Annotated in this window: 16 protein-coding genes; 10 read left to right on the forward strand and 6 right to left on the reverse strand. The window is 68.7% G+C overall.

All coding sequences use genetic code 11. The features are described 5' to 3' along the window. The first annotated feature begins 34 nt into the window (after positions 1–34). From ACFO6Q_RS07540 to ACFO6Q_RS07560, 5 genes are all read left to right on the forward strand, one after another. Positions 35–1,420 (forward strand): sigma-54-dependent transcriptional regulator, encoded by a 1,386-nt coding sequence (locus ACFO6Q_RS07540; protein WP_380020002.1) that lies wholly within the window; start codon positions 35–37, stop codon positions 1,418–1,420. Positions 1,421–1,459: 39 nt separating this feature from the next. Further along, complete coding sequence (locus ACFO6Q_RS07545; protein ID WP_380020003.1) at positions 1,460–2,410, forward strand: DUF3298 domain-containing protein; 951 nt, start codon at positions 1,460–1,462, stop codon at positions 2,408–2,410. A gap of 509 nt (positions 2,411–2,919) precedes the next feature. Continuing rightward, positions 2,920–3,702: a 3-hydroxybutyrate dehydrogenase gene (locus ACFO6Q_RS07550; protein WP_380020004.1), complete on the forward strand. Its 783-nt coding sequence runs from the start codon at positions 2,920–2,922 to the stop codon at positions 3,700–3,702. Continuing rightward, entirely contained in the window at positions 3,699–4,985 is a 1,287-nt protein-coding gene (locus ACFO6Q_RS07555; protein ID WP_380020005.1) for a DUF3734 domain-containing protein, read from the forward strand. Before ACFO6Q_RS07550 ends, ACFO6Q_RS07555 begins: the two co-directional genes overlap by 4 nt. Positions 4,986–5,024: 39 nt before the next feature. Beyond that, positions 5,025–5,366 carry a tetratricopeptide repeat protein gene (locus ACFO6Q_RS07560; protein ID WP_380020006.1) on the forward strand — a complete coding sequence of 114 codons (342 nt, stop codon included), beginning with the start codon at positions 5,025–5,027 and terminating at the stop codon, positions 5,364–5,366. Here ACFO6Q_RS07560 and ACFO6Q_RS07565 read toward each other — a convergent pair. After that, positions 5,363–6,274, reverse strand: a complete 912-nt coding sequence (locus tag ACFO6Q_RS07565; RefSeq protein ID WP_380020007.1) for an LpxL/LpxP family acyltransferase — start codon at positions 6,272–6,274, stop codon at positions 5,363–5,365. The two genes, ACFO6Q_RS07560 and ACFO6Q_RS07565, sit on opposite strands and share 4 nt — an antisense overlap. A gap of 89 nt (positions 6,275–6,363) precedes the next feature. On the opposite strand from ACFO6Q_RS07565, the gene dtd reads away from it, so the two are divergent. Together dtd and rpoD are read left to right on the forward strand one after the other, a co-directional pair. Continuing rightward, positions 6,364–6,804: a D-aminoacyl-tRNA deacylase gene (gene dtd, locus ACFO6Q_RS07570; protein ID WP_380020008.1), complete on the forward strand. Its 441-nt coding sequence runs from the start codon at positions 6,364–6,366 to the stop codon at positions 6,802–6,804. A gap of 213 nt (positions 6,805–7,017) precedes the next feature. Continuing rightward, positions 7,018–8,856: an RNA polymerase sigma factor RpoD gene (rpoD, locus tag ACFO6Q_RS07575; RefSeq protein ID WP_380020009.1), complete on the forward strand. Its 1,839-nt coding sequence runs from the start codon at positions 7,018–7,020 to the stop codon at positions 8,854–8,856. Between the two features lie 72 nt (positions 8,857–8,928). Here the strand turns inward: rpoD and ACFO6Q_RS07580 are convergent, their stop codons facing one another. The 3 genes from ACFO6Q_RS07580 to ACFO6Q_RS07590 all read right to left on the reverse strand — a co-directional run bounded on the left by ACFO6Q_RS07580 (position 8,929) and on the right by ACFO6Q_RS07590 (position 11,192). Beyond that, positions 8,929–9,300, reverse strand: coding sequence for a SnoaL-like domain-containing protein (locus ACFO6Q_RS07580; RefSeq protein ID WP_380020010.1), 372 nt, complete (start codon positions 9,298–9,300; stop codon positions 8,929–8,931). Between the two features lie 599 nt (positions 9,301–9,899). After that, positions 9,900–10,184, reverse strand: a complete 285-nt coding sequence (locus ACFO6Q_RS07585) for a 2-hydroxyacyl-CoA dehydratase (RefSeq protein ID WP_380020011.1) — start codon at positions 10,182–10,184, stop codon at positions 9,900–9,902. 156 nt (positions 10,185–10,340) lie between these two features. After that, positions 10,341–11,192: a LysR family transcriptional regulator gene (locus ACFO6Q_RS07590; protein ID WP_380020012.1), complete on the reverse strand. Its 852-nt coding sequence runs from the start codon at positions 11,190–11,192 to the stop codon at positions 10,341–10,343. A gap of 154 nt (positions 11,193–11,346) precedes the next feature. Between ACFO6Q_RS07590 and ACFO6Q_RS07595 the strand changes: the two genes are divergently transcribed. Both ACFO6Q_RS07595 and ACFO6Q_RS07600 read left to right on the forward strand, forming a co-directional pair. Then, positions 11,347–12,282, forward strand: a complete 936-nt coding sequence (locus ACFO6Q_RS07595; RefSeq protein ID WP_380020013.1) for a CPBP family intramembrane glutamic endopeptidase — start codon at positions 11,347–11,349, stop codon at positions 12,280–12,282. Then, positions 12,275–12,676 (forward strand): cupin domain-containing protein, encoded by a 402-nt coding sequence (locus ACFO6Q_RS07600; protein WP_380020015.1) that lies wholly within the window; start codon positions 12,275–12,277, stop codon positions 12,674–12,676. The genes ACFO6Q_RS07595 and ACFO6Q_RS07600 overlap by 8 nt, the downstream gene beginning before the upstream one ends. Before the next feature lie 384 nt (positions 12,677–13,060). Here the strand turns inward: ACFO6Q_RS07600 and ACFO6Q_RS07605 are convergent, their stop codons facing one another. Both ACFO6Q_RS07605 and ACFO6Q_RS07610 read right to left on the reverse strand, forming a co-directional pair. Then, on the reverse strand, positions 13,061–15,766 hold the full coding sequence (locus ACFO6Q_RS07605) for a serine/threonine protein kinase (protein ID WP_380020016.1): 2,706 nt from the start codon (positions 15,764–15,766) through the stop codon (positions 13,061–13,063). A 263-nt stretch (positions 15,767–16,029) separates the two neighbouring features. Next, on the reverse strand, positions 16,030–16,629 hold the full coding sequence (locus tag ACFO6Q_RS07610; RefSeq protein WP_380020017.1) for an ECF-type sigma factor: 600 nt from the start codon (positions 16,627–16,629) through the stop codon (positions 16,030–16,032). A 454-nt stretch (positions 16,630–17,083) separates the two neighbouring features. Here ACFO6Q_RS07610 and ACFO6Q_RS07615 point away from each other — a divergent pair, with 454 nt between their 5' ends. Next, a complete protein-coding gene (locus ACFO6Q_RS07615) occupies positions 17,084–25,411 on the forward strand; it encodes a DUF6923 family protein (RefSeq protein WP_380020018.1) in 8,328 nt (2,775 codons plus the stop codon). Positions 25,412–25,498: the final 87 nt, after the last annotated feature.

Consider the following 25,498-nt stretch of genomic DNA (forward strand, 5'->3'; position numbering starts at 1 on the left):
GTGTCTCGTTTTCGCAACATCCGGTGGAGACTGCATGGCGGCCGCGCGCATCCTCGTCGTCGACGACGAACCGGACATCCGGGCCACGATCGGGGACATCCTCGAGGACGAGGGCTACGCCGTCGACCTGGCCGAATCGGCCGCCGCCGCGCGCGAGGCGCGCCGCAGCCGCCAGCCGGACGTGGTGCTGCTGGACATCTGGATGCCCGACCTGGACGGCATCAGCCTGCTGCGCGAATGGAACGAGCGCGGCGGCCTGCCGTGTCCGGTGGTCATGATCAGCGGCCACGGCACGGTCGAGACGGCGGTCGAGGCGACGCGCCTGGGCGCCTGGGACTTCATCGAGAAGCCGATTTCGCTGACCAAGCTGCTGCTGGTGGTCGGGCACGCGCTCGAAGCCGGGCGGCTCAAGCGCGAGAACGAAGGGCTGCGCCGCCAGCTGCCGGCGCCGGCCGAGCTGGTCGGCTCCGGTCGCGCGACGCAGGCGCTGCGCGCGCAGATCGACAAGCTCGCCGCGCACGACACCGGCGTGCTGGTGCAGGGCGAGCCGGGCACCGGCAAGGAAACGCTCGCGCGCGCCCTGCACGAGCGCAGCACGCGCCGCGCCGGCCCGTTCGTCACCGTGGCCGCCGGCGCGATCGCGCGCGAGCACGCGGCGATCGCGCTGTTCGGCGCGGAGGACGCCAACGGCCTGCAGCAGGGACTGATCGAGCAGGCCAACGGTGGCACCCTGTTCCTCGACGAGGTCGCCGATCTCGATCCGGAACTGCAGCTGCGCCTGTCCAGCGTGATCGAGCGCCGCGCGCTGATCCGCTGCGGCGGCCACGAGCCGGTCGCGATCGGCGCGCGCGTGATTGCGGCGACCGCGCACGACCTGGAGGCGCTGGTCGCGGCCGGACGCTTCCGCGAGGAGCTGTACTACCAGTTGAAGGTGGTGCCGCTGACGGTGCCGCCGCTGCGCGAGCGCAGCGACGACATTCCCGAGTTGCTGCGCTACCACGCCGACTGGTTCGCCAACCGCGACAAGCTGCCGTACCGGCACTTCCCGGTCGCGGTGCAGAACCGCCTGCGCCACTACGTCTGGCCCGGCAACCTGCGCGAGCTGCGCAACCTTGTGCAGCGCCTGCTGGTGCTGGGCAGCGGCGGCGACGTCGGGCTCGACGAGGTGGAGCTCGCACTCGGCCAGGTCGCCACTGCCACCGTGCCGGCAGCGGCGGCGGGCAGCGCACCGGCGATCGATTTCAGCCTGCCGCTGCGCGAGGCGCGCGAGCAGTTCGAGCGCGCCTACCTGCTGTACCAGCTCGACGCCGCCGGCGGCAGCGTCGGCAAGCTGGCCAAGGCGGTCGGCATGGAGCGCACGCACCTGTACCGCAAGCTGAAGGATCTGGACATCGACCCGCGCGGCGGCGCGCGGGAGTAGAAGGAGAACGACACGATGGCGCGTTGGACGTTCGGAAGGATGAAAGCCGTGCTGGCCGCAGCGACGATCCTCGCGGCGCAGGCGCAGGCGCACGCGCACGCGGCACAAGCGCTGAAGATCGAGGAGCGCAAGGTCGAGGCGAAATCGACCGCCTACGAGATCGCCGCGGACTACCCGGCCACCGCCATCGCGCCGATCGACGCGGAGATCAAGGCCTGGATCGACGCGGAAGTGGCGCAGTTCAAGAAGCAGGCCGCGCCGGAGCCGGGTTCCCCGCTGGGGGCGTGGACGCTGGACATCACCTACACGGTCGAGCGCAACGACGCCGAGGTGCTGGCGCTGTCGTTTACCGAATCCACCTACACCGGCGGCGCGCACGGCAACCACACGTTCCGGACATTCAACTACCTGTTGCCGGACGGGCGGCGCGTCGACCTCGCGCAGATCCTCGACGGCCGCAAGGGTCTGGCCCGGCTCAGTACGCTGGCGGTGGCCGACCTCGACAAGCAGCTGGGTGGCCCGGACGGCCTGAGTGACGCGCAGTGGATCCGCCGCGGCGCCGGGCCGGACTGGATCAATTTCGAGAATTTCCTGCTGCTGCCCGATGCGCTGAAGATCCAGTTCCCGCCGTACCAGGTCGCCGCGTACGCGGCCGGGCCGCAGGAGGTGCGCGTCCCGCTGGCGGCGCTCGACGGCGTGCTGCGCGCCGACCGTCGTGCGGCAGTGGCCTCGTTCGACTGCGGCAAGGCGGCGACGCCGGTCGAGCGCGCGGTCTGCGCCGATCCGGCGCTGGCGCGGCTCGATCGCGAAGTCGCGCAGGCCTACGGCCTCCGCCTCGACGCGATCGAGGGCGAGGCGGACAAGCAGAAGATCCGGGCGGCGCAGCGCCGCTGGCTGCAGCGGCGCGACGGCGCCTGCCCGGATGCGGCGGCCGCCTGCCTGAGCGGCGTCTACCGCGCGCGTCTGGACGAGCTTTCGACCGAGCCGTGAAGACGGCCATTCGGGCACTCGTTCAGCTGGCGTTTGCTGCGGCGCGGAACTTCCGCGTCATCGACCGGTCATATCCATCAGTTTCATTCACACTCCAATTGGCGCCGTTGCGGCAACGCGCGGCGCTTTTTTTTTGCGATCGTCCCTGATCGCCTCGGTCGGGAAGAGTCGCGACCAAGGAAAGTGGATCCGAGCTGCGGATGGTCCAACGCGGCCGTCCTTGGCCGCACTTTTCAAGTGAAGCATTCGCCTTCGCATGCTTTGGGTTCGGGGTAGATGCCGGTGGCGCCGGTCGGGCGGGAAGGGACGTGATGAAGGAAAATGGATCCCTGCTGCGGACGGTTCGACGCGGCCATCCGTGGCCGCACTTTTCAAATGGAGCAGAGGCGTGGATCACCGCTGGTTCTTGCAGGGCATGAACATCGGTTCATCGGCGCTTGTGGTTTCGCGCGGCTGCCGTATTTCCCATTCGCGGCGTCGTGCCGCGCCAATCAGAAAAGGATGAAACCATGCGACTCGACGGAAAAGTGGCGATCGTGACCGGCGCGGCCAGCGGCATCGGCAAGCGCATCGCCGAGGTCTATGCGGACGCCGGTGCGGCCGTCGCCATCGCCGACATCAACCTGGAGGCGGCCAACGCGACCGCGCAGGAACTGGCGGCGAAAGGCGCCCGCGCGTTCGGCGTGAAGATGGACGTGACCAGCGAGCAGGAAGTCGACGACGGCGTCGCCGCGGTGGTCAAGCAGTTCGGCCAGGTCGACATCCTGGTTTCCAACGCCGGCATCCAGATCGTCAATCCGGTCGACAAGTTCGCCTACGCGGACTGGAAGAAGCTGATGGCGATCCACGTCGACGGCGCGTTCCTGACCACCCGCGCCTGCCTGCGCGCGATGTACGAGCGCGGCAAGGGCGGCGCGATCATCTACATGGGGTCGGTGCATTCCAAGGAAGCGTCGAAGCTGAAGGCGCCCTACGTCGCCGCCAAGCACGCACTGATCGGCCTGGCCAAGGTCGTCGCCAAGGAAGGCGCCGAGCACGGCGTGCGTGCGAACGTGATCTGCCCGGGCTTCGTGCGCACGCCGCTGGTGGAGAAGCAGATTCCCGAGCAGGCCAAGGAATTGGGCATCTCCGAGGCCGAAGTGGTCAAGAACGTCATGCTGAAGGAGACGGTCGACGGCGAATTCACGACGGTCGACGACGTCGCCGCCGCGGCGCTGTTCTTCGCCGGCTTCGAAACCAACGCGCTGACCGGGCAGAGCCTCGTCGTCAGCCACGGCTGGTTCATGCAATGAGCGGGCGACGCGCGCGCGGCGCGGCGACGCGCCGGACCGCCGGAGGGCGCGCGGTACGCGAGACAGCCGCCCCGCCGCGGCGCACGAAGACCAAGCCGGCCGGCAGTCCGGCCGCCGGCGCACAGGACTACCAGATCGTCGCCCTCGTGCTGCAGGGCGGCGGCGCGCTGGGTTCGTACCAGTGCGGCGTCTACGAGGGCATGCACGCGGCCGGCGTCCGCCCGAACTGGTTCGCCGGCACCTCGATCGGCGCGATCAACGCGGCGATTCTCGCCGGCAACGCGCCGGAGCATCGCGTCGAACGCCTGCGCGAGTTCTGGAACACGATCTGCGAACCGGTCGGCTCTTACGGGCCCGCCGCCGCGGTGGTGCGCAGCGCGCTGGCGTGGCTGCCGGCCAGCCATGCGCTGGCGGCCTGGGCCAATACGGTCGGCGCGTTCGGTGCGCTCACCTACGGCCAGCGCGGCTTCTTCAGTCCGCGCGCGCAGCCGCCGTTCCTGTTCCGCGACGGCAGCGCGAAGGCGACCAGCTTCTACGACACCGCGCCGCTGAAGGCATCGCTGGAGCGCTTCGTCGACTTCGACCGCATCAACGACGACGACGGCGTGCGCCTGTCGATCGGCGCGACCAATGTCGCCAACGGCAACTTCCGCTACTTCGACTCGACCCGCGATCGCATCCGGCCCGAGCACGTGATGGCCTCCGGCGCGCTGCCGCCGGCGTTCCCGGCGGTGGAGGTCGACGGCGAGGCGTACTGGGACGGCGGCCTGGTCTCCAACACGCCGCTGGACCACGTGCTGACCAGCACGCCGCGCCGCGACAGCCTGGTGTTCCAGGTCGACCTGTGGAGCGCGCGCGGCGATCTGCCCAGGACGCTGATGGACGTGCTCGAACGGCAGAAGGACGTGCAGTTCTCCAGCCGCACCCGCTTCGGCACCGACGCGGTCGCGCGCCTGCAGAGACTGCGCAACGCGATCGGCGAACTGCTGCGCGAGGTGCCCAAGGAGCGCCGCGCGCCGGAACTGATGGACGCGCTGGAGCCGTGGATCTGCGATCGCGTGTTCAATATCGTGCACCTGATCTACCAGGCCAAGCCGTACGAGGAGCAGTTCAAGGACTACGCGTTCGGCTACGGCACGATGCAGGAGCACTGGGCGGCGGGGCTGGCCGACATGCAGCAGACGCTCGAGCACCCGGAATTCTTCGCCAGGCCCGATCCGGGCGTCGGCGCGGTCACGCACGACGTGCACCGCCTCGTCGCGGCGAAGCGGCGCAAGCGGTAGCAGGCTGCGCCGCGCCGGCAAGCGCGCGATGATGGCGCCATGACGACCGACTTCATCGCGCGCCTGCGCGCCCAGATCGGCGGTCCGCGCGACGGCGCGCTGCTGCGCTTCTCGCTCGGCCAGGCCCTGCTCGGCAACGGCGACGCCGCCGGCGCCGCGGTCGCACTGCGCGAGGCGGTCGCGTTCGATGCGGAGTATTCGGCGGCGTGGAAGCTGCTCGGCCGCGCGCTGGCCGACAGCGGTGCCCCGGTCGCGGCGGCGGCGGCCTTCGAGCGCGGCATCGACGTCGCGCAGCGGCGCGGCGACGTGCAGGCGGCGAAGGAGATGGGCGTGTTCCTGAAGCGGCTGAAGGCCGCCGGCGAGTCGGGCGGGTCGGCCTAGCCGCGTCCGCGGGCGGCCAGCAGTTCGTCCACCAGTTGGGTCGGCCAGCGCTTGTACGACCACTGGTACTGCGCGAAGGCGAGCTGCACGCAGTCCTCGACGCCGCGGTTCAGCGCGGCGCAGGCGCGCTCGAGGTCGGGATCCATCAGCTCCGCCGGCGCCGGCAGGAAATGCAGGCGGAAGCCCGCGCCGCGCGGCAGGCGTTCGACGAAGCTGTACAGCACGCAGGCGCCGGTGCGCTGGGCCAGCCGCGGCAGCAGCACCATCGTCGCCGCCGGCACGCCGAAGAACGGCGCCGCCACGCCTTCGCCGGCGCGCGGCTGCTGGTCCGGCAGGATGCCGACGACGCCGCCGGCACTCAGGCGCTTGTACAGCGTGCGCACGCCGGCGCCCTCGGCGCGCACCTGCTCGACCGGCAGCGCGCCGCGCACCTTCAGCAGCAGCGGTTCGACGAAGTCGTGGCGCGGCGCGCGGTACAGGATGGCCAGCGGGGTGCGGCTGGCGAGCCAGTAGTTCAGCAGTTCCCAGCAGCCCAGGTGCGGGGCGGCCACGATCAGGCCGCGCCCGGCGGCGAGCGCCTCGTGGAACAGCGCCTCGCCGCGCGTCTCGCGGATCAGGGCCAGCGCGTCGGCCGGGTCGCTGCCCCAGATCTTGGCGATCTCGCAGAACGACTTGCCGGTCTCGATCGCCGCCTCGCGGCAGCGCGCGTGTCTGGTTTGGGTGCCGTCCTGCGTTAGTACCAGGGACAGGTTGCGGTCGATGATGCGACGCGTGCGCCCCGGAATCCGCCAGAGCAGGCGACCGAGCAGCGCACCGAACGCGTGCAGCAGCGACAGCGGCAGGCGGGCGCCGAGACGCAGGCTGCCGTAGAGCAGCGCGACCGGCCAGGCGAGAGGGGGCGATTTCATGGCGGCGGCGATTGTAGCGACCGTACCGGACGCATTGACCGCATCGCGGGACGTCGGGGACGATGTCCCGCCCGGCCGCGGAGTCCGCCATGATCGCCCTGATCCAGCGCGTCAGCCAGGCGCGCGTCGACGTCGACGGCGCCACGGTCGGCGCGATCGGCTGCGGCCTGCTGGCGCTGATCGGCGTGCAGCCCGGCGACGGGCAGGCGCAGACGCAGCGCCTGCTCGAGCGCGTGCTCGGCTATCGCGTCTTCGCCGACGCGCAGGGACGCATGAACCGCTCGCTGGCCGAGGTCGGCGGCGGCCTGCTGCTGGTCTCGCAGTTCACCCTCGCCGCGGATACGCGCTCGGGCATGCGCCCGGGATTCTCGACCGCCGCCGTCCCGGCCGAAGCCGAACGCTGGTTCAACCGCTTGGTCGAACTCGCCCGGGCGCGCCATCCGGGGGTGGAAACCGGCCGCTTCGGTGCCCATATGCAGGTGCATCTCGTCAACGACGGACCGGTGACGTTCCGCCTCGAGGCGAACTGAGCGGACGACCGCGGCATGAAGGCCGCCCGATCCGCGAGGGATGGTCGCGAATGCAAGAATTCGTGTCGGGCGCGGCGGGAAGCACGCGCCGCCGAGGCCGTCCGCCCGCCTGACCGGGCACCGGCCGGGCCCGCTGGAGCCGCCCGCCGGACCGCCCTTGACGCGGCTCCTATACTTTCTTTCCTTTGCCGTACAGAGCTACCGGAACCTCACATGGCCGCCGAACACAACCAGGAGCAGCAGTCCGAGATCAAGACCCTGATCATCAAGGGCAAGGAGCAGGGCTACCTGACCTACGCCGAAGTCAACGACCACCTGCCCGACGACATCGTCGATCCGGAGCAGATCGAAGACATCATCGGCATGATCAACGACATGGGCATCGAGGTGCACGAGGTTGCGCCCGATACCGAGACGCTGATGCCGGAAACGCCGGTCGCCACCGACGACGACACCGCCACCGAGGAAGCCGTGGCCGTGCTCAGCGCGGTCGACGCCGAAGTCGGCCGCACCACCGACCCGGTGCGCATGTACATGCGCGAGATGGGCACGGTCGAGCTGCTCACGCGCGAGGGCGAGATCGCCATCGCCAAGCGCATCGAGGAAGGCCTGAACCAGGTGCAGTCGGCGCTGGCCAGCTTCCCGTGGTCGATCCAGCTGCTGATCGAGGAGTATGACCAGCACACCGAGGGCAAGAAGCGCCTGTCGGAGGTGCTCGCCGGCTTCGCCGACCAGGAGCAGCCGGAAGTGGTCATCGCCGAGGCGGCGAGCGAGGCCGATGCGGAGGAAGACGAGGACGAGGCCGACGGCAGCGACGAGTCCGATCCCGCCGACACCGGCCTGGACCTGGCCGAGGTCGCGCGCCGCATGGACGAGCTGCGCACGATCTACGGCAAGTTCCAGAAGGCCGCCGACAAGTACGGCGCGGCCGACCGCAAGTCGCAGAAGCTGCGCGACGAGATGGCTGAGGCGTTCCTCAAGCTGAAGCTGCCGGCGATCATGATCGACAGCTTCGTCAAGAAGCTGCGCGACGTCGTCAACAACATCCGCCATCACGAGCGGGTCATCGGCGACCTGTGCATCAAGCACGCGCGCATGCCGCGCAAGGATTTCCTCAAGCTGTTCCCGTCCAACGAGACCAACGTCGACTGGGCCGACGAACTGGCGCGCAAGCGTCAGAAGTGGTCGCCGGCGGTCAAGGCGCAGCGCGACGCGATCGTCGCCGAGCAGGAGAAGCTGATCGCGATCGAGGCCGCGCTGTACCTGGGCGTGGCCGACATCAAGGAAATCAACCGCGCGATGTCGATCGGCGAGGCCAAGGCGCGCCGCGCGAAGAAGGAAATGGTCGAGGCGAACCTGCGCCTGGTGATCTCGATCGCCAAGAAGTACACCAACCGCGGCCTGCAGTTCCTCGACCTGATCCAGGAAGGCAACATCGGCCTGATGAAGGCGGTCGACAAGTTCGAATACCGCCGCGGCTACAAGTTCTCGACCTACGCCACGTGGTGGATCCGCCAGGCCATCACGCGCTCGATCGCCGACCAGGCGCGCACCATCCGCATCCCGGTGCACATGATCGAGACGATCAACAAGCTCAACCGCATCAGCCGCCAGATGCTGCAGGAAATGGGCCGCGAGCCGACGCCGGACGAGCTGGCCGTGAAGATGGAGATGCCCGAGGACAAGATCCGCAAGGTGCTCAAGATCGCCAAGGAACCGATCTCGATGGAGACGCCGATCGGCGACGACGAGGATTCGCACCTGGGCGACTTCATCGAAGACTCGGCGATCGTCTCGCCGGTGGATTCCTCCACCAACATCGGCCTGATGGAAACCGTGCGCGACGTGCTCGCCGGCCTGACGCCGCGCGAGGCGAAGGTGCTGCGCATGCGCTTCGGCATCGACATGAACACCGACCACACGCTGGAGGAGGTCGGCAAGCAGTTCGACGTCACGCGCGAGCGCATCCGCCAGATCGAGGCCAAGGCGCTGCGCAAGCTGCGCCACCCGAGCCGCTCCGAGCAGCTGCGTTCGTTCCTCGATCTGGAGTGACCGGTCGAAGGTAGACACGCATGGAAGGGCGGGCCTTGGCCCGCCCTTTTTTCTTGGGCGACGGACCCGCGCTCAGTCGACGTCGTAGAAGAACTGCTCGCGCACGATCTTGCCGTCGCGCACCTGGTACACGCAGATCTCGCGCATGTCGACGCGGCCGCGTCCCTTGAACGTGGCGTCCATCGTCATCACCAGCGAGAACCAGTTGCCGGTCACGATCGGGTCGCCGACGCTGCCGCCGTGCATCGCTTCGATGGTCGCGTTGAACTGGCGGCCCTTTTCGCGAATCGCCTCCAGGCCGCGTGTGTCGCGCGCCATGTCCGGCGGCAGGCCGTCCATTTCGATGCTGACGGCGTCGTCGGCGTAGAGCTCGTCCTGCGCCTGTTCGTACTTGCCCTGACGACACAGTTCGACGAGGCGTCGGGCGATGGCTTCAGTGTTCATCTGCACACTCCTTGCGAGGGGAGCGGCAGCGTAGGCGAGGGCTGCTGACAACGGACTGTCAGCAGGGTGGAAGGCTGGCGAGCGTGCCATGCCTCGCCTATGATCGGCGCACGGGCCTATAGCTCAATGGTTAGAGCAGGGGACTCATCGAAAAGGTGTCGCCGCGGCGAAAGCTGCGGACGAGAACGGGATGAATTCAGGGAACCCTTCACGGTTCGGCCGATGGCAACCCTGAGCCGAGCCGGCGGTACACCGCCGGAAGGTGCAGAGACTACCTGAGGGCTGCAGCGCCCTTGATCACAGGCTAGAGCGTCCCGCACCCCACCAGCGCGAGCTGCGGGTGAAGAGATAGTCCGCGCCGGCCGGAAACGACCGGATCACGCGAATCCCTTGGTTCCAGGTTCGAGTCCTGGTGGGCCCACCAGTTTTCCGGCCGGATCGCGCCGGTGTGGAAAGAATGGAATCGCCCGGCCTCGCCAGGCGGGCTGCCGATCGCCACCGGAGCCGAGCCGAAGAAAGCTCGCTCGCGATCCGCGGCATTTGCCAACGACGGGAAGCGGCCCACGGCCCTTCGCTCAGCCACGCCGTAGAAGGCGGAGTTACTTCGAGCTCTTCGATCGGCGCCTGGACTTCGCGTCTTGTTCGGCGATGAGACCCTGCAGGTACGTTATCCCTTCCTCTTCCGGGAAGAAGGCGACCACGTCGGCGACGCTCAATCCGTAGCGCTCGCGCAATGCGAGGAATTCCGCCCGCGCTCGAAGCAGACGGGCTCGCCCGGATTCCTTCATCGGCGTGCGCTCCACCTTGTCCGGGCTGGCGTTCTTGCGATCCAGTGCCGCGAGTTCCTCCTGGAACTGGCGAAAGTCGTAGGTATTGGGTTTCATGGGAAGGCGGGGTGAGCGACCGCTCATTTTGACACGTGCGTGGGTATCCGCTGCTTCTTTGCCTGCTGCCCGGGGCGGCGCGATGTCGTCGCCGCGCTGCGGCTGGAGAGTGCAAGGCCCAAAGCAGACATGCGCGGTTCTCTACCTGCCCGATGATCAGTTCGCAAGCCGCGCGATCACCAGATCGAGCAATGTCCGAAGGCGAGCCAGTCGACGCAGATCCCGGTGATAACCGACCCATGTATCACGGCCTGGCGGCTCGGTGCCCAAGTCGATCCGTTCGATGCCAGCGGTGGCATCAGCCAACGGAATCGGCAGTACCGCAATACCCACGCCGTGAGCGCACATCTTGGCCTGCACGTCGCGGCTGTTGCTGCGGAAAACCGTGCGCGCTTTCGGCAACATCGTTTGCAGCCAGCTGTCGTCGGGTACCCCTGCGAACGCGGCGTCCAGCGCCAGCAACGCACTGCCGGTGCCATCGCCCGCCATCGGATGGGCGATTCCCCGGCGCAGGTAGGCGCCATAGCGCATGTGCAACAACTTTCGTGAGACGACGTCAGGCTCATCGAATGGCCTGATGCGGAACGCCACATCGGCCTCGCGACGGGAAAGGCTCAGGAAGCGCGCATCTGTCAGCAACTCGATCTTGACCTGGGGATGCAGGATAGAAAACTCCGCAAGCACCGGCGTGAGGATATGTGCGCCGAACCAATCCGACGAGGTGATTCGCAGCAGGCCTTCGAGTTGCTGCGTTTGCCCCACAAGCCGACGCTCAATTGCGAGCGCTTCCCCTTCCATGCGTTCGGCATGACCCAGCAGGGTGGAGCCTTCGTTGGTTAGGACGAAACCGTCCTTGGTCCGCTGGAAAAGCTTGTGTCCGAGCGCGTCTTCCAGGACGCGCAATCGTCGACCCATGGTTGGCTGCGTTTGCGCCAGTTTCCGGGCGGCGGCACCCAGCGTTCCTTCCCGGGCAATGGCCAGAAAGATGCGTAAATCGCTCCATTCCATGCGAAATCGGCTGCCGACGTGGTGTGATTGTTCGCATGCAATTATGCATGATCGCCATGCCGATATGTCTATTTGCGTGCACTATTGACTGACCTAGCATGCGGGACACGGGTTGCGACTCGGGCTATCCCGCGTCGCGATATCCCGGTCATCCATGGGACAGACGCAGGAGCTCACCGTGCACCATTTGCGGCTCGTGATAGCCGTTGCCAAGAAACTGCTCTTGGCGTTCGCCGCCCTGTTCGGTGCCGTGCTGTTTGTCCGCATGCTGTTGCTACCGGGGCTACAGGCCATATTCCATCCCGACGACTCCGTCACGAGCCTGGTGCGGCGGACCGGCACTATCGTTTCCGCCGTGCTGGCTTACTGGGCCTACGTCCGCATCGTCGAAGACCGCAATGCCAGTGAACTGCGCCCCGCGACACTCGCGGTCATGCTCGGCGGCGCATCCGGTGGTCTGCTGATAGCGATTTCGATGCTGTTGGTGCTTGCGCTCGGGGCGTATGAGATCACCGCCTACCATGGACTGCAGCACGGCCTGCTCGGCATCGGCGGTCTGATCGTGATTGCCGCGACCCTGGAAGAAATCGCCTACCGCTGCATCCTTTTCCGCATCCTAGAAACCGTCTGGGGCACCGTCCCGGCATTGTGTCTGCAGTCCGTGATTTTCGCGTTCGGTCATCTCGAAAATATCGAGGGCCGCGCCAGCATGCAGGAACTGGTCACGATGATCGTGTCGGTAACCTTGACCGGTGCACTCTGGACCCTCGTGTTCGTGCTTTCGCGCAACCTCTGGGCCGCCGCAGCGAATCACGCTGCGTGGAACTTCACGATCATCCTCTCCGGATTGCCCCTGTCAGGCATTGAAGACTGGCGTCGCATGGCACCGATGGTTGGCGAGTATCGCGGCCCGGTCTGGCTGACAGGAGGTTTGTTCGGTCCAGAAAGCTCCATCGTCACGATCGTCATGCTCGCGGTCACCGTCGCTGCCATGCTGTACTGGGCCAAGCGAAGGAATCGTCTCATCGGCGGCGCGGCATGGCGTGTCGATACGCTCAAGCCACTGCAACCGGAAGCCGGTCATGCCTGAAGCCTTGTCGCCACGCGGCATCGCCGCATCGCTGACCGAACATTGGTCGCCGCGCGTCATTGCCGAACTCGACCAGAGCTACGTCAAGGTCGCCAAAGTCCAGGGCACGATCGGCTGGCATAGCCACGAGAGCGAAGACGAGCTTTTCGTTGTCCTGAAAGGCTGCTTGCGCATCGACATGGAAGCGGGGCCGGTGGTCCTCAATGAAGGCGATCTGTTCGTCGTGCCCGCCGGTACGCGACACAACCCCAGCGCACCGGACGAGTGCCTGATCATGCTCATCGAGCGAAAATCGACGCTTCACACCGGCACGGTCGTGAACGAAAAGACGCGCACATTGGCGGAACAACTCCGCCCGGTCCCGAGCAATGCATGCTCGCGTGAATTCGACTAACCAAGTCAGACTTGGGTCGTTCGTATTTCAATGTCCGCTGCTGGCCGACAGCGGGCTCCCGAACCTGGGTCTGGCCGCATCGCTCAGGCGCATCGTCCGCTTTGATTCCAGGCAATGGACGACACTCTCGATTCGGGAATGGTCGGGCAACCTCCGGACTGCCCGGCGATTCTTCGTTCGACGAGCCGCCACTGGGGGAGTGACGATCGGCTCGTGATACGAAGGCGTTCTCCCTCGACATCCCGGACGATGGATGCCTCGTGCAGGCTTGCGCCGTGATCATTCCGAGAAACGACCCGGGCCGCTGCGGCGGCGCTGTGCCTCGCCCGTCGCGAACGGGGCCTTGCCGCAAGACGGCGATCCTCGCGTGTGGCTGGTTCCTCGTCACGCCGCATCGAGTCGACTCAAGCGGGCCTGCCACTGAACGACGCGGGGATGCCCGGCGCCGAGCGCCGCCTGCATGCGCGTCACGGCGCGTTCCAGATCGGCGCGCGCCCGTGGCCGGTCCTTGCCGCCTTGCCAGTCGGTGAGGGCGGCGACGGCGTCGCACACGCCCAGTTGCCAGCTCTCGGGATCGACCGAGTTCCCGAAGATTCCCTTCGCCTCCGCAATCTTCTCTTCGGCCAGATCGTTCCGGCCGACGTCCAGCGCGGCCTCCGCTGCGCCCAGCAGCATCCGGGCCAGGGCTGATTTCGATCCGCTGCCCATCGCGCGCAGTTCTTCCTCCGCGTGCTCGAATCGGGCGAAGGCCTCCTGCGGGCCGGCCGCTTTCAGGAGGGTTGCGCTGGCGATTTCCGCTTCCCGCAACGCGGCCCGCAGGCGCGATTGCGGCGGCACCTTGAGATCGTCGAGCGCCTGATGCGTTTCGGCGATCTTCGCGGTCCGCAGGGTTTCGTCGCCGGAAAGCGTCGCGATACGGCCGCCGAGAGCGGCCCATTGGACGCGAAAACGCTTCATCTGGTCGGGCGCGAATTCGCGGACCATGGCTTGCGACCGCTCCAGCACGGTCGCTGCCTCCTGGGGGCGCGCCAGGTCCACCGTGATCTGCGCCTGGCCGTACATCATCATGGCGATGTCGGCGGTGGGGCCGGTGGCTTTCAGGTTGAGTTCGACGCTGCGCTGCATTTCGTCGAGCCCCTGCACCACCAGGCCGACGCGGGCGGTGCAGTACGCCATCTGGCCCAGCGTCGCCAGGGCATCGGCGCTGTTCTCGCGTCCGAGGCGGGTGTACATGTCGATCGCGTTGCGGAATTGGGCACGCGCCTCGACCAGGTCGTCGGCCATTGCGAGCTTCACCGCGTAGGTGCCGAGGAGCATCGCGTTCTTGCGCGTGTCGCGCGGCGGGCTGCCCAAGGCGACGACCGCCTCGCGATAGAACTTCAACGTCTGGTCGAGCTTGCCCGACAGCAACTCGGACTCGGCCAATATGCGCCGGCAGCCCGCCTGAATGTCGCGAGCCTGCTCCGGTGCGAGCGTTGCGGCCTGCTGCAGGCCGGTCTCGGCCCAGCGGCGCGCTTCGTCCCACTTTTGACTGGTCCATTCCAGATCGGCGAGCGAACAGGACAGTTCGGCGCTGACGGAAGGCGGCAGGTTCTTCTTCGGATCGGTGAGCAGGGACAGCAGAACGGGTTCGAGCGCACGCGCGTTGCCGCGCTGCTCGTAGGCTTGCATGAGCGTGTCGAACAGCCGGGGATAGAGTTCGGGGTGGCTCTCGGCGGCCTGGGTGACGCGCTGCGCTGCCAGCGCGAGCAGGTCGTCGATCTTGATCGCCTCGTTGTTCGGCGCCGCCGATCCGAGCACCGAGAGCAGAAAGTCGACGGTCATGTCCGAACGCGCGGCCTGCGCCTGCGCATTGGCCTGCTCGGTTTCCGCCACCGCGCGCGCTGCCTGCGCGGCGTCGCGCTGCTCGGATGCCAGGCGCGCCTGCCACAGCGCCACTACGATCCCCGCCGCCAGGCTCAGTCCGATGGCCGCGGAAACGCCCAGCGCCAGTGCGTTGCGGCGGACGAAGCGCCGCACGCGATACACGCCGCCGTCCAGCGTGCGCGCCTGGATGGGGCGGTGCGCGAACGCATCGTCCAGATCCCGCAGCATGTCCTCGACGTTGGCGTAGCGGTCGTCCGGGGATTTCGCCAGGGCCTTCAGCGCGATGGCGTCGAGATCGGCGATCAGCTCGCGCGGCAGATCCGGGGTCTCGCCGGCCGTGCTCGGCGGTACCGGCAGGTCTTCGCCGATGCGTTTCACGCACGTGGCGATCGACAGGTTGTGGAAGTCGAACGGCGGCTTCCTCGCGATGAGGAAGTAGAGCAGCGCGCCGAGGCCGTAGAGGTCGGTGCGCACGCTGGCCTGGCCGTTGCGGACCTGCTCGGGCGAGGCGTATTCGAGCGTCAGCGGCTGCATGGTGTCCGCCCGGCGTTCCTCGTTGAGCAGGCGCGCGATGCCGAAGTCGAGCAGGTGCGCATGGCCGTCGCGATCGACCAGGACATTGTTCGGCTTGATGTCGCGATGCGCGACCGAATGCGCGTGCGCATGGGCCACGGCGGCGGCCACCTGGCGGAAGACGCCGATGCGCGCGTCGAAGTCCGCCGCCTGGGCGGTCCGGCTCCACGCATCCAGCGGCAGGCCCTCGACGAAATCGGTGACGAGATAGGGCTGCCCGCCCGCCGTCACGCCGCCGTCGATGAGGCGGGGGATGTTGGGGTGCTGCAGCTGCGCGAGCAGGTGGCGCTCCATCTCCAGCCGCGCGCGCAGTTGCGGCGTGTCGCCGTACAGGAACTTGATCGCCACGCGCTTTTCGTAGGTGCCGTCGCTGCGTTCGGCCATCCATACGTCGCCCATGCCGCCGCGGCCCAGCCGGTGCAGGGCGCGCCAGGGACCGACGCGCTCGCCGTCGTGGGTATGCGCCAGCGGATCCTGTTCCGCCCGCTCGATGTCGGCCAGCCATTGGCGCAGGGCGCGGGCATGCGCGGATTCGGCGGTGTCGAGCAGTTCGGCCAGGCGCGTCGCGCGCTGCTCCAGCGGCAGATCCAGGATCGCGTCGAGTTGCCGTTCGAGCAATGGCCAGTCGAGGGCGGAGTTGGGCGTCGACATGAGGGAAGTCGGTAGCGGATCGGGATGGACCGGGGAAAAATCGGAATTCGGGGCGAAAGGCGGGCATTGCTCGTGGATGAAGCGGCGTCCGGGGCGTCCCGGGGGCCGGGCGGGCTTTCCACCGCGTACGGCCCGGTTCGCCGATACGACGCTCGCCGCAGGCCGTGTTCTTCCGCCAAGGGCACCGAGCCCTCGCATCCGTCGAGTCCCCCCTGTAGTCGCCGGCAACGCGGGATGCGCCCGCGCCGCGTCAACGCGTTGCGTCAATCGGCCTCGCGCAAGCGGCCGATCATCCAGCCCCTGGCCTTGATCCAGTCGCGGCGCACGGTCCGCTCGTCGATGCCCAGCGCGGCGCCGATTTCCGCGTCGCCCAGTCCCACGTAGAACCTCAACGAGACGATCTGGGCCATGCGCGGAAATATCTGTCCGAGCTGGTCGATGACTTCGTTGATCTCCAGCACCTGTTCGGCGTGACGTCCGTCGATGTCAGGGGCGGCGTGTTCGTCGAGGGCTTCCGTGGGCGCGGCGCTGCCGCGCTTGCGCGCCAGCTTCCTGCGCGCATGGTCGGTGAGCACGAAGCGCATCGCGCGCGTGGCCAGGTAGTAGAAGTGGTTGATGTCCGTGACCACCAGGTCCGGCGATTCCTGCAGCTTGAGGTAGACCTCGTGGACCAGTGCCGTCGTCGACAGCGTGGGACTCGCGCCGAAGGCGTGGCGCTGCGCGTGCGCCGCGCGCAGCAGGTTGCGGTAGGCCTGCGTCATCATCGAGGCGAGGCTGTGGGACGGGTCGCGTATGGCGCTGTCCAATGTCTCCCGCAACCGGTCGAGGACGACGTCGTCGGCTGAATCGGCGGCTCCGGACATGCAGTGTTCCAAAGTTGCACTTCTGCTCATTGTAGCGACTCGCAGTGCATCCGATCGACGCCGTGCCGACCGCATCGCGCAAGGCCGGTTCGCAGCTGCGCACGGCCGCAGTCCACAGCCGCCGGAAAATTTTTTCGCCGCCGCCGGTGGTCGTGTCCGGATTCGCCGCGCTTTTGCGAGATAGGCACGACGACCAGGGATGAACGGACGAGCGAACCATGAGGCCGGGACGCCGCAAGAGCGGGAAATTTCCGCAGCGGCCGCCCCCGGAATTCGCTGCCGAATTGCAGAAATACATTATTCACGAAGTCACGACACCAAGGGTCGGTAGGATTCCGGCGCGCTCGCAGGGGTGAGCGCAGGGAGTGGGCGAGACAAGGGCCGCTCCCGCACTCGCAGACAAACTCGGATGTCCCGCCGAAATCAACGACGCCTCAACGGGCGAGGGGGGTTCATGCGTTCGAAATTCGGGAAATACGCGTCCAGCCGGCACCTGATCCGGCTGCGCGACGGCATCCTCGCCGGCGCTTGCATGGCCGCGCTGCTCGCATGCCCCGCGCATGCCACGACGCCCGGAACGCCGGGCACGCCGCAGTCGGCCACCCCCCTGTTCATCGAGAACTTCCAGAATGCCGATCCGGCGACCTGGGTGCGGTTGACGACGTATGCGCCGGACATCCCGGGCACCGGCAGCACGCCGAACCTTCCGCCCAAGCCCGCCGGCGAAAGCTACACCGCCGACGCGCCGTGGCTCACGGCGTGCAACGGCATGGTGCTGTCGTTCAATTCCGGCGGCGCCACGCCCGCCGAATGCGGCGCCGGCGGCTGGGACGGCGTGCGCCAGCTGGCGCAGGCGCTGGGCCAGGTCGACGGCATGACGCAGGCGCAGGCACGGCAGAACCTCGCCGTGGCCGCGTTCACGCAAGCCAATCCGGGCGCGAACCTGACGCAGTTCCGAACCTCGGTGGAGGTGCCCTTTCTGGCACCCTCGACGCGCTTCGTCACGTTCAGCGTCGATGCCGCCGCCATCAGCTGCTTCGCCGCGCATCCGGCGTTCCAGTTCGCGATCTTCAGCGGCGTGGGCGCGCCGATTCCGGTCGGCAGCACGCTGGATCCGTGCGCCGCAGGCACGCCGACCCAGCCGGTCGAGGCGATCGGTGGAAGCGCGGCGACCATCATCAACGCGGCGCGCTTCACGACCAATCAGTCCTATCCGTTCACGGGCACCTCGCTCGGCGTCCTGATGCGCAATGCGCAGGCAAGCGGCGGCGGCAACGACGCCGCCTTCGACAACATCCGCATCTACGACGCGACGCCGCAGCTGGACAAGACGTTTGCGCCGTCGGTCATCGCCGTCGGCGACACGGCGACGCTGACCCTGACGGTCACCAATACCGACGAGCTCGCCGCCAAGAGCGGGTTCTCCTTCACCGACGCGCTGCCGGCGGGCCTGACGGTCGCCGCCACGCCGGCGCCGGGCAACAGCTGCGGCGGTACGGTGACGGCCGCGGCCGGCAGCACCAGCGTCGCCCTTGCCGGCGGCTCGCTGGCCTCCGGGGTGGCCTCCTGCGCCGTCACCGTGCCGGTGATCGCCAGCGCCGTCGGCTCGTACACCAACGGGCCGGCCAACATCACCTCGTCGACCGGGCTCAATCCGCCGGCGAACGCCACGCTCATCGCGATGTCGACGCTGGGAACCGGTTGCCCGAAGGTGCCGATCTACACGAACACCGGCGAAGGTGCGCTGCTGCTGCAGGTCTGGGATCCGACCGACGGCACCGAGCTGGGCTCGGTGCCGCTGAGCGCCTCCTACGGCGACATCGCGATCACGGCGGACGGCAGCGTCGTCTACGGCGCGCATTTCAGCGAAGCCCTGCCGGAGGGCCGGACGATCGACCGGATCGATCCGAGCACCGGCGCGGTGATAGGCAGCTTCGAAGTCACCGGAGACATGGCCACCGACGACGTCACCGCCATCAACGGACTGAGCGTGCGCGGCGACGGCAATCTGCTGGCCGGCTCGTACCTGACCAGCAACATCTACATCGTGGACCCGGCGACGGGAGTGAGCACCCGGCTCGGCGCCGGCTTCCCGACGGACGTGGTGTCCGCCGGCGACTTCGTGACGCTGCCGGACGGAGACATCCTGGCCCTGGGCGCCCAGCTCGACGGCTCGGTCGCGGTGTACCGCATACCGCCCGATCTTTCGATCTTCCAGGTCGGCACGGTCGGCTCCACCTACGGTGCCGCCATGTCCGGCGGCGACCTCTACCTGATCGGCTCCGCGGGCGAGCTGTACCGCGTGGAATCCATTCCCACCACGGCCTCCACCGACGTGCTGCCGGCCACCCTCGTCGTCAACACGGGGCTGCCGTTCTACGGCGCGACGTCCGCCCAGGACGCGGGCGACAGCGTGTGCCATCCGGCGGTGCTGACGCTGCAGAAAACCTGGGTCGGTGCGCAGGTCGGCGACGCCGTCTCGGTGCAGGCCAGCATCGACGGCAACCTCATCGACAGCATGGACTCGCTCGTCGCGAGCCCGAACCAGACGACCACCGACGCCACGCCGATCACCGTGTACGGCGGCGACGTGGTCGATTTCTCCGAGACGTTCACCGCGGGTGCCGCCGCCGACTACGCCAGCGCGCTGGCCTGTACCGGAAACGCCAATCCGCTCGTCGGCGACACGCTGACCGTCGGCGCTGCCGACACCTCGATCGTGTGCACCTACACGAACACCGGCCTCAGCACGGATCTGGCGATCACCAAGACCGACGGCAGTGCGACCTACATCGCGGGCAGTCCGATCACCTACACGATCGTGGCGAGCAACGCAGGTCCGGCCGACGCGATCGGCGCGACCGTCGCCGACACGATTCCGCCGAGCATCGTGAGTCCGACCTGGACGTGCACCGGAGCCGGTGGCGCGAGCTGCCCCGCCTCCGGCGTCGGCGACATCAACGCGAGCGTGAACCTCCCCGTCGGCGGCACGGCGACCTTCGTCGTCGCCGGCACGGTCAGCGCGAGCGCGAGCGGCAATCTCGTCAACACGGCGACGGTCGCGGTGCCGGGCGGCATGAGCGATCCGGTGCCCGGCAACGACTCGGCGACCGACACCGACACCGCCGCGGGTTCGCCCTTCGTCTGCGACGTCTCGACGATCTTCGTCGGCCAGGGCAGTCCCACCCAGCTGAATGCGGCGGTCTACGGCTCCGGCGGCACCGCCACGTTCAATCCGATCGGGCCTGCATCCGACTGGATCTACAACGCCGTGGCCTACCGTGACGCCGATCGCTTCATCTACGCGATCACCCAGGCCAGGAACGCCGCGAACCCGGCCGGGCACCTGCTGAGAATCGACCCGACCACCGGCCTGGCCGCGGATCTGGGCGCGATCACCGGCCCGCTGGCGACCAGCGGCGCGAACATCGGAGCGTTCGACGCGTCCGACAACTACTGGATCGCCATCAGCGCCGGCACCGCCATCTACCGCCTCGATCTCACCACCCGTGTGGCGACGCCGGTCAACCTGGTGCCGTCGCAGGCGATCAACGTCAGCGATTTCACCTACGCCGACGGCTTCCTGTGGGGCGTGACCAACAGCGTGCAGACGCTGGTGCGCATCGATCCGGCCACCGGCAACATCGCGCAGTTCCCGGTGCCGTTCATTCCGGCGGGCACGTACGGCGCGATCTGGACCTTCGGCAACGGCAACCTCGGCCTCAGCAACAACGTCAGCGGCGTGATCTACCAGATCGCCGTGACCAATCCCGCGGGCACGCCGACGCTGACGCTGGTGTCCGCCTCGCCCGGCCCTTCGTCGAGCAACAACGACGGAACCGCCTGCATCGCACCGCCGGTCGACCTGGGCATCGTCAAGACCGGTCCTGCCACAGCGGCGCCCGGAGGCGCGCTGTCGTGGAATCTCCTCGTCACCAACCACGGTCCCGGCGCGAGTTCCGGCTTCACGGTCAGCGACGTCGTGCCGGCGGGCGTCACCGGTGTCGCCTCGCCGACCCCGGGGTGCACCGTCGCGGGCAACACCGTCACCTGCGTGGGAGGCGCTCTCGCCAGCGGCGACACGTTCACGATCACGATCACCGGCAACGCGCCCAACCCGTTCACCGCCGCCCTCACCAATACCGCGACGGTCACGGGCAACGAACAGGATCCCAATCCTGCCAACGACACGGCCGACGCCACCGTCGCGCCCCAGCCGCCGCAGTTGACCGTTTCCAAGACCGCCACGCCCAATCCGTTCGTCGTCGGTCAATCGGGCAGCTACGTCATCACCGTGCAGAACGCGGGTACGGGCCCGACCACGGCACCGATCACGGTTGCCGACACGCTGCCGTCGGGCGTCACCTTCGTCAGCGCGGCGGGCGCCGGCTGGAGCTGCACGGGTGCGCCAGCACTGAGCTGCACCTTCGCAGGGACCCTCGCCGCGGGCGCCACCACGACACTGACGATCGACGTCACGGTCAATGCCGGTGCGACCAACGCGGACAACAGCGCGACCGCAAGCGGCGGCGGCGATCCGGGCTGTCCGGCCGCCGGGCGCTGCACCGGTACGGTGGTCGTGCCGGTTTCGGCGATCGCCGACCTCGGCATCACCAAGACCGACGGCAGCACGATCTACACGCCCGGCAGCCCGATCACGTACACGATCGTGGCCAGCAACGCGGGACCGAGCATCGCGGTCGGCGCGACCGTGGTCGACACGATCCCGCCGGGAATCACCGGCGCGACGTGGACCGCGGTCTACTCGGCCGGCGCCTCGGGGCCGCCGGGCGGAACCGGCAGCATCAACGCGACGGTGACCATCCCCGCGGGCGGCACGGCGACGTTCACGCTGACCGGCACGGTCGACGCGAACGCGACCGGGCCCCTGACCAACACCGCGACGGTGGCGTCGCCGGCCGACACGCCCGATCCGGTGCCCGGCAACAACAGCGCGACGGACACCGATGCGCAGGGTCCGCAGCTGACCGTGGCCAAGAGCGCGACGCCCAATCCGTTCGTGGTCGGCCAGCCGGCGAGCTACGCGATCGTCGTGACGAACTCCGGCGGCGCGCCGACCAGTGCGCCGATCACCATCGCCGACACGTTGCCGGCCGGCATCACGCTGACGACCTCCGGCGGCGCGGGCTGGACGTGCACCGGCACGACGGCGCTGAGCTGCACCTTCAGCGGCACGCTGGCGGCGGGCGCGAGCACGACCTTGACCTTGAACGTCGACGTCGCCGCGAGCGCCGCGAACGGCGACAACACGGCGACCGCGAGCGGCGGCGGCGATCCGGGCTGTCCCGCGGCGACGCGCTGCGTCGGCACCGTCGTGGTGCCGGTGACGCCGGTGGCCGACATCGCGGTGCTCAAGACGGTCGACAACGCGACGCCGAACGTCGGCGAGCAGGTCACCTTCACGATCACGGCCACCAACCTCGGGCCCAACGACGCGACGGGCGTGGCCATCACCGACAGCCTGCCGTTCGGCATGACCCTGGTGTCGGCCACGCCGTCGGCCGGCACGTTCGACGCGGCCAGCGGACTGTGGACGATCGGCAACCTGCCCGACGGCGCCAGCCAGACGCTGACCCTGACGGTCTCCATCGACGTGGCCGGCACGCTGACCAACCATGCGGTGGTCAGCGCCTCCGACCAGACGGATCCCGACACCAGCAACAACAGTGCGGCGGCGGCCGTCAACGCGGAGCCCAGTGCGGACATCGGCATCCTGAAGACGGTGGACGACGCGGCGCCGAACGTCGGCAGCGACGTGACCTACACGCTGACGGTGACCAACCACGGCCCGAATGACGCGACCGGCGTGGAGATCACCGACAACCTGCCGGCCGGCGTGAGCTTCGCCAGCGCGGTGCCGTCGCAGGGTTCGTACGACAGCGGCAGCGGCGTGTGGATCGTCGGCGCTCTCGCCAACGGCGCCAGTGCGACGCTGACGATCACGGTCCACGTCGACCAGGCCGGCCCGATCACCAATACCGCGACGGTCACGCACCAGGATCAGTTCGATCCGAACCCGACCAACAACAGCTCCGGCACGACGATCAACGGACAGTCGGCCGACCTGGCGGTGACCAAGACGGTCGACAACGCGGCGCCCACCGTCGGCGAGCAGGTCACCTTCACGATCACGATCCACAACAACGGGCCGTCGGATGCAACCAATGTCGTGCTGACCGACCAGCTGCCGGCGACGTTGTCGTTCGTCTCGGCCGCGCCGTCGCAGGGCAGCTACGACCCGGCCGGCGGCCTGTGGACGATCGGCACGCTGACCGCGGCCGGACCGACCTCGACCGCCACGCTGACGATCACGGCGACCGTCGTCGATGCCGGCGCGACGACCAACACGGCCACGGTGACGGGAGCGGACCAGCCCGATCCGAACCCGGCCAACAACAGCGACAGCGCCTCGTTGAACGGCAATCCGCTGGCCGACCTGCTCGTGACCAAGAGCGGTCCGGCCACGGTGACGCCGGGCGACGACGTCGTCTACACGATCGTGGTCACCAACCAGGGCCCGAGCGAGGCGACCAACGTCGTCGTCGCCGATGCGACCCCGGCGGGGCTGGTCTTCGTGAGCAACGCCGGTGCCTGCACGACGGCCTACCCGTGCTCGATCGGCACGCTGGCGAACGGCGCCAGCGCGACGATCACGACGACGTACAGCGTGCCGGCGAACTACAGCGGCGCCAACCCGATCGTGAACACGGCCACGGTGAGCAGCGACACGCCCGATCCGGACCCGACCAACAACCAGGGTTCGGCACAGACGGGCGTGGGGCCGGGCAACGCCGATCTCTCGATCGTCAAGACCGGTCCGGCCGCGGTCGCCTCGAACGCTGCGATCAGCTACACGCTGCTGATCACCAACAACGGCCCGAGCCCCGCCAACGGCGCCAGCTACAGCGACGCGGTGCCGGCCGGCATCACCGGCATCACGGCGAGCTGCGGCGGTGAACTCGGCGGCGCGGCCTGCGTGACGCAGCCGACCGTCACCGGCAACACGGTGGCCGGCACCGTCGGCACCCTGCCGTCGAGCGGCAGCGTGCTCGTCACGATCAACGGCACCGCGCCGCAGGGGCCGCTGACGCTCAGCAATGCGGCGACGGTGACGCCGCCGCCGGGCGTCAACGATCCGGATCCGAGCGACAACCAGGACGACGTCGACACCGCGGTGGGTGCACCGACGGCGGACCTGGCCGTGCAGAAGACCGGTCCGGCCAGCGCGACACCGGGCACCGAGGTGACCTACACGCTGACGGTGACCAACAACGGCCCGGACGATGCGATCAACGCGACGCTGGACGACCCGACGCCGCCGGGCCTGAGCTTCGTCTCGGCGACGCCGCCGTGCGCGGCCGGCTTCCCCTGCGATCTGGGCACGCTCGCCGACGGTGCGATCACGACCATCACGGTCACGTTCGCCGTCGACGCGGGTGTCACCGGCGATATCGTGAACACCGCCAATGCCGGCAGCGACACGCCCGATCCGGACCCGAGCAACAACGACGACAGCGTGACGACGCCGCTCGCGCCGCAGGCGAACCTGGCGGCGGTGAAGACCGGTCCGGCGGTCGTCGGCACGGGCGGTGCGATCGGCTACACGGTCGTCGTCAGCAACGCGGGGCCGGGTGACGCCGACGGCGCGCTGTTCAGCGATCCGGTTCCGGCCGGCATCACCGGCGTGACCGCGGCGTGCGGCAGCCCGACCGGCGGCGCCGCCTGCGGTCCGGTCGACGTCGTCGGCAACACGGTGACGAGCACGATCACCACGCTGCCGGCCGGCGGATCGGTGACCTTCACCCTCGGCGGCACGGCGCCGGCGAACGCGACCGGGCTGACCAACACGGCCGGCGTGGAGCCGCCGCCGGGCACGACGGATCCCGATCCCAGCGACAACGAGGACTCGGTCGACACCGACGTGGTCGAGACGGCGACCGCCGCCGACCTCGCCGTCGTCAAGACCGGTCCGGCGAACGTCGCCGCGGGAAGCGATGCGATCTACACGATCGTGGTGACCAACCACGGTCCCGATCCGGCCGTCAACGTGGTGGTGGGCGATCCGACGCCGAGCGGACTGGTGTTCGTGTCGAACGCGGGCGCCTGCACGACGGCGTACCCGTGCGCGATCGGCAGCCTGGCCAGCGGCGCCAGCGCGACCATCACGACGACCTATGCGGTGCCCGCCGCCTACGCCGGTCCGGATCCGATCGTGAACACGGCGAACGCGACCAGCGATACGCCGGATCCGGACGCGTCCAACAACAGCGACACGGCCACGACGCCGCTGGCCGGCACGCCGGGAGCGGACCTCGTCGTGACCAAGACCGGTCCGGGCAGCGCGACCGCGGGGCAGACGATCAGCTACGCGATCCAGGTCGTCAATCACGGTCCCGACGCCGTGGCCGACGCGGTGCTCGACGATCCGACCCCGGCGGGCCTGACGTACGTCTCGTCCAACGCGCCGTGCGCCGGCGGGTTCCCGTGCGCCCTGCCGCCGCTGGCGAACGGTGCGAGCGTGAGCTTCACGGTCACCTACACCGTGCAGCCGGGCTACAGCGGCACGATCGCCAATGTCGCCACTGCGCAGTCGCCGACGGTGCCGGACCCGGTGCCGGAGAACAACACCAGCACGGTGTCGACGCCGGTGGGCGGCACGCCCGAAGCCAGGCCGGTGCCGGTCGACGCGCGCTGGATGCTGATGCTGATGAGTGTGCTGCTGATGCTGGCCGGCGTTCCGTACGTGCGCAGGCGGCGCTAGTCCGCCGCGAGGAAGCCCCCGGGAGCGTCACGCCCCGGGGGCCACCGCCGAGGCATTGCGTGTCCGGCGGGCGGCGTGGACTGCCGC

This window comes from Dokdonella ginsengisoli (assembly GCF_042652785.1).
GTDB lineage: Bacteria > Pseudomonadota > Gammaproteobacteria > Xanthomonadales > Rhodanobacteraceae > Dokdonella_A > Dokdonella_A ginsengisoli.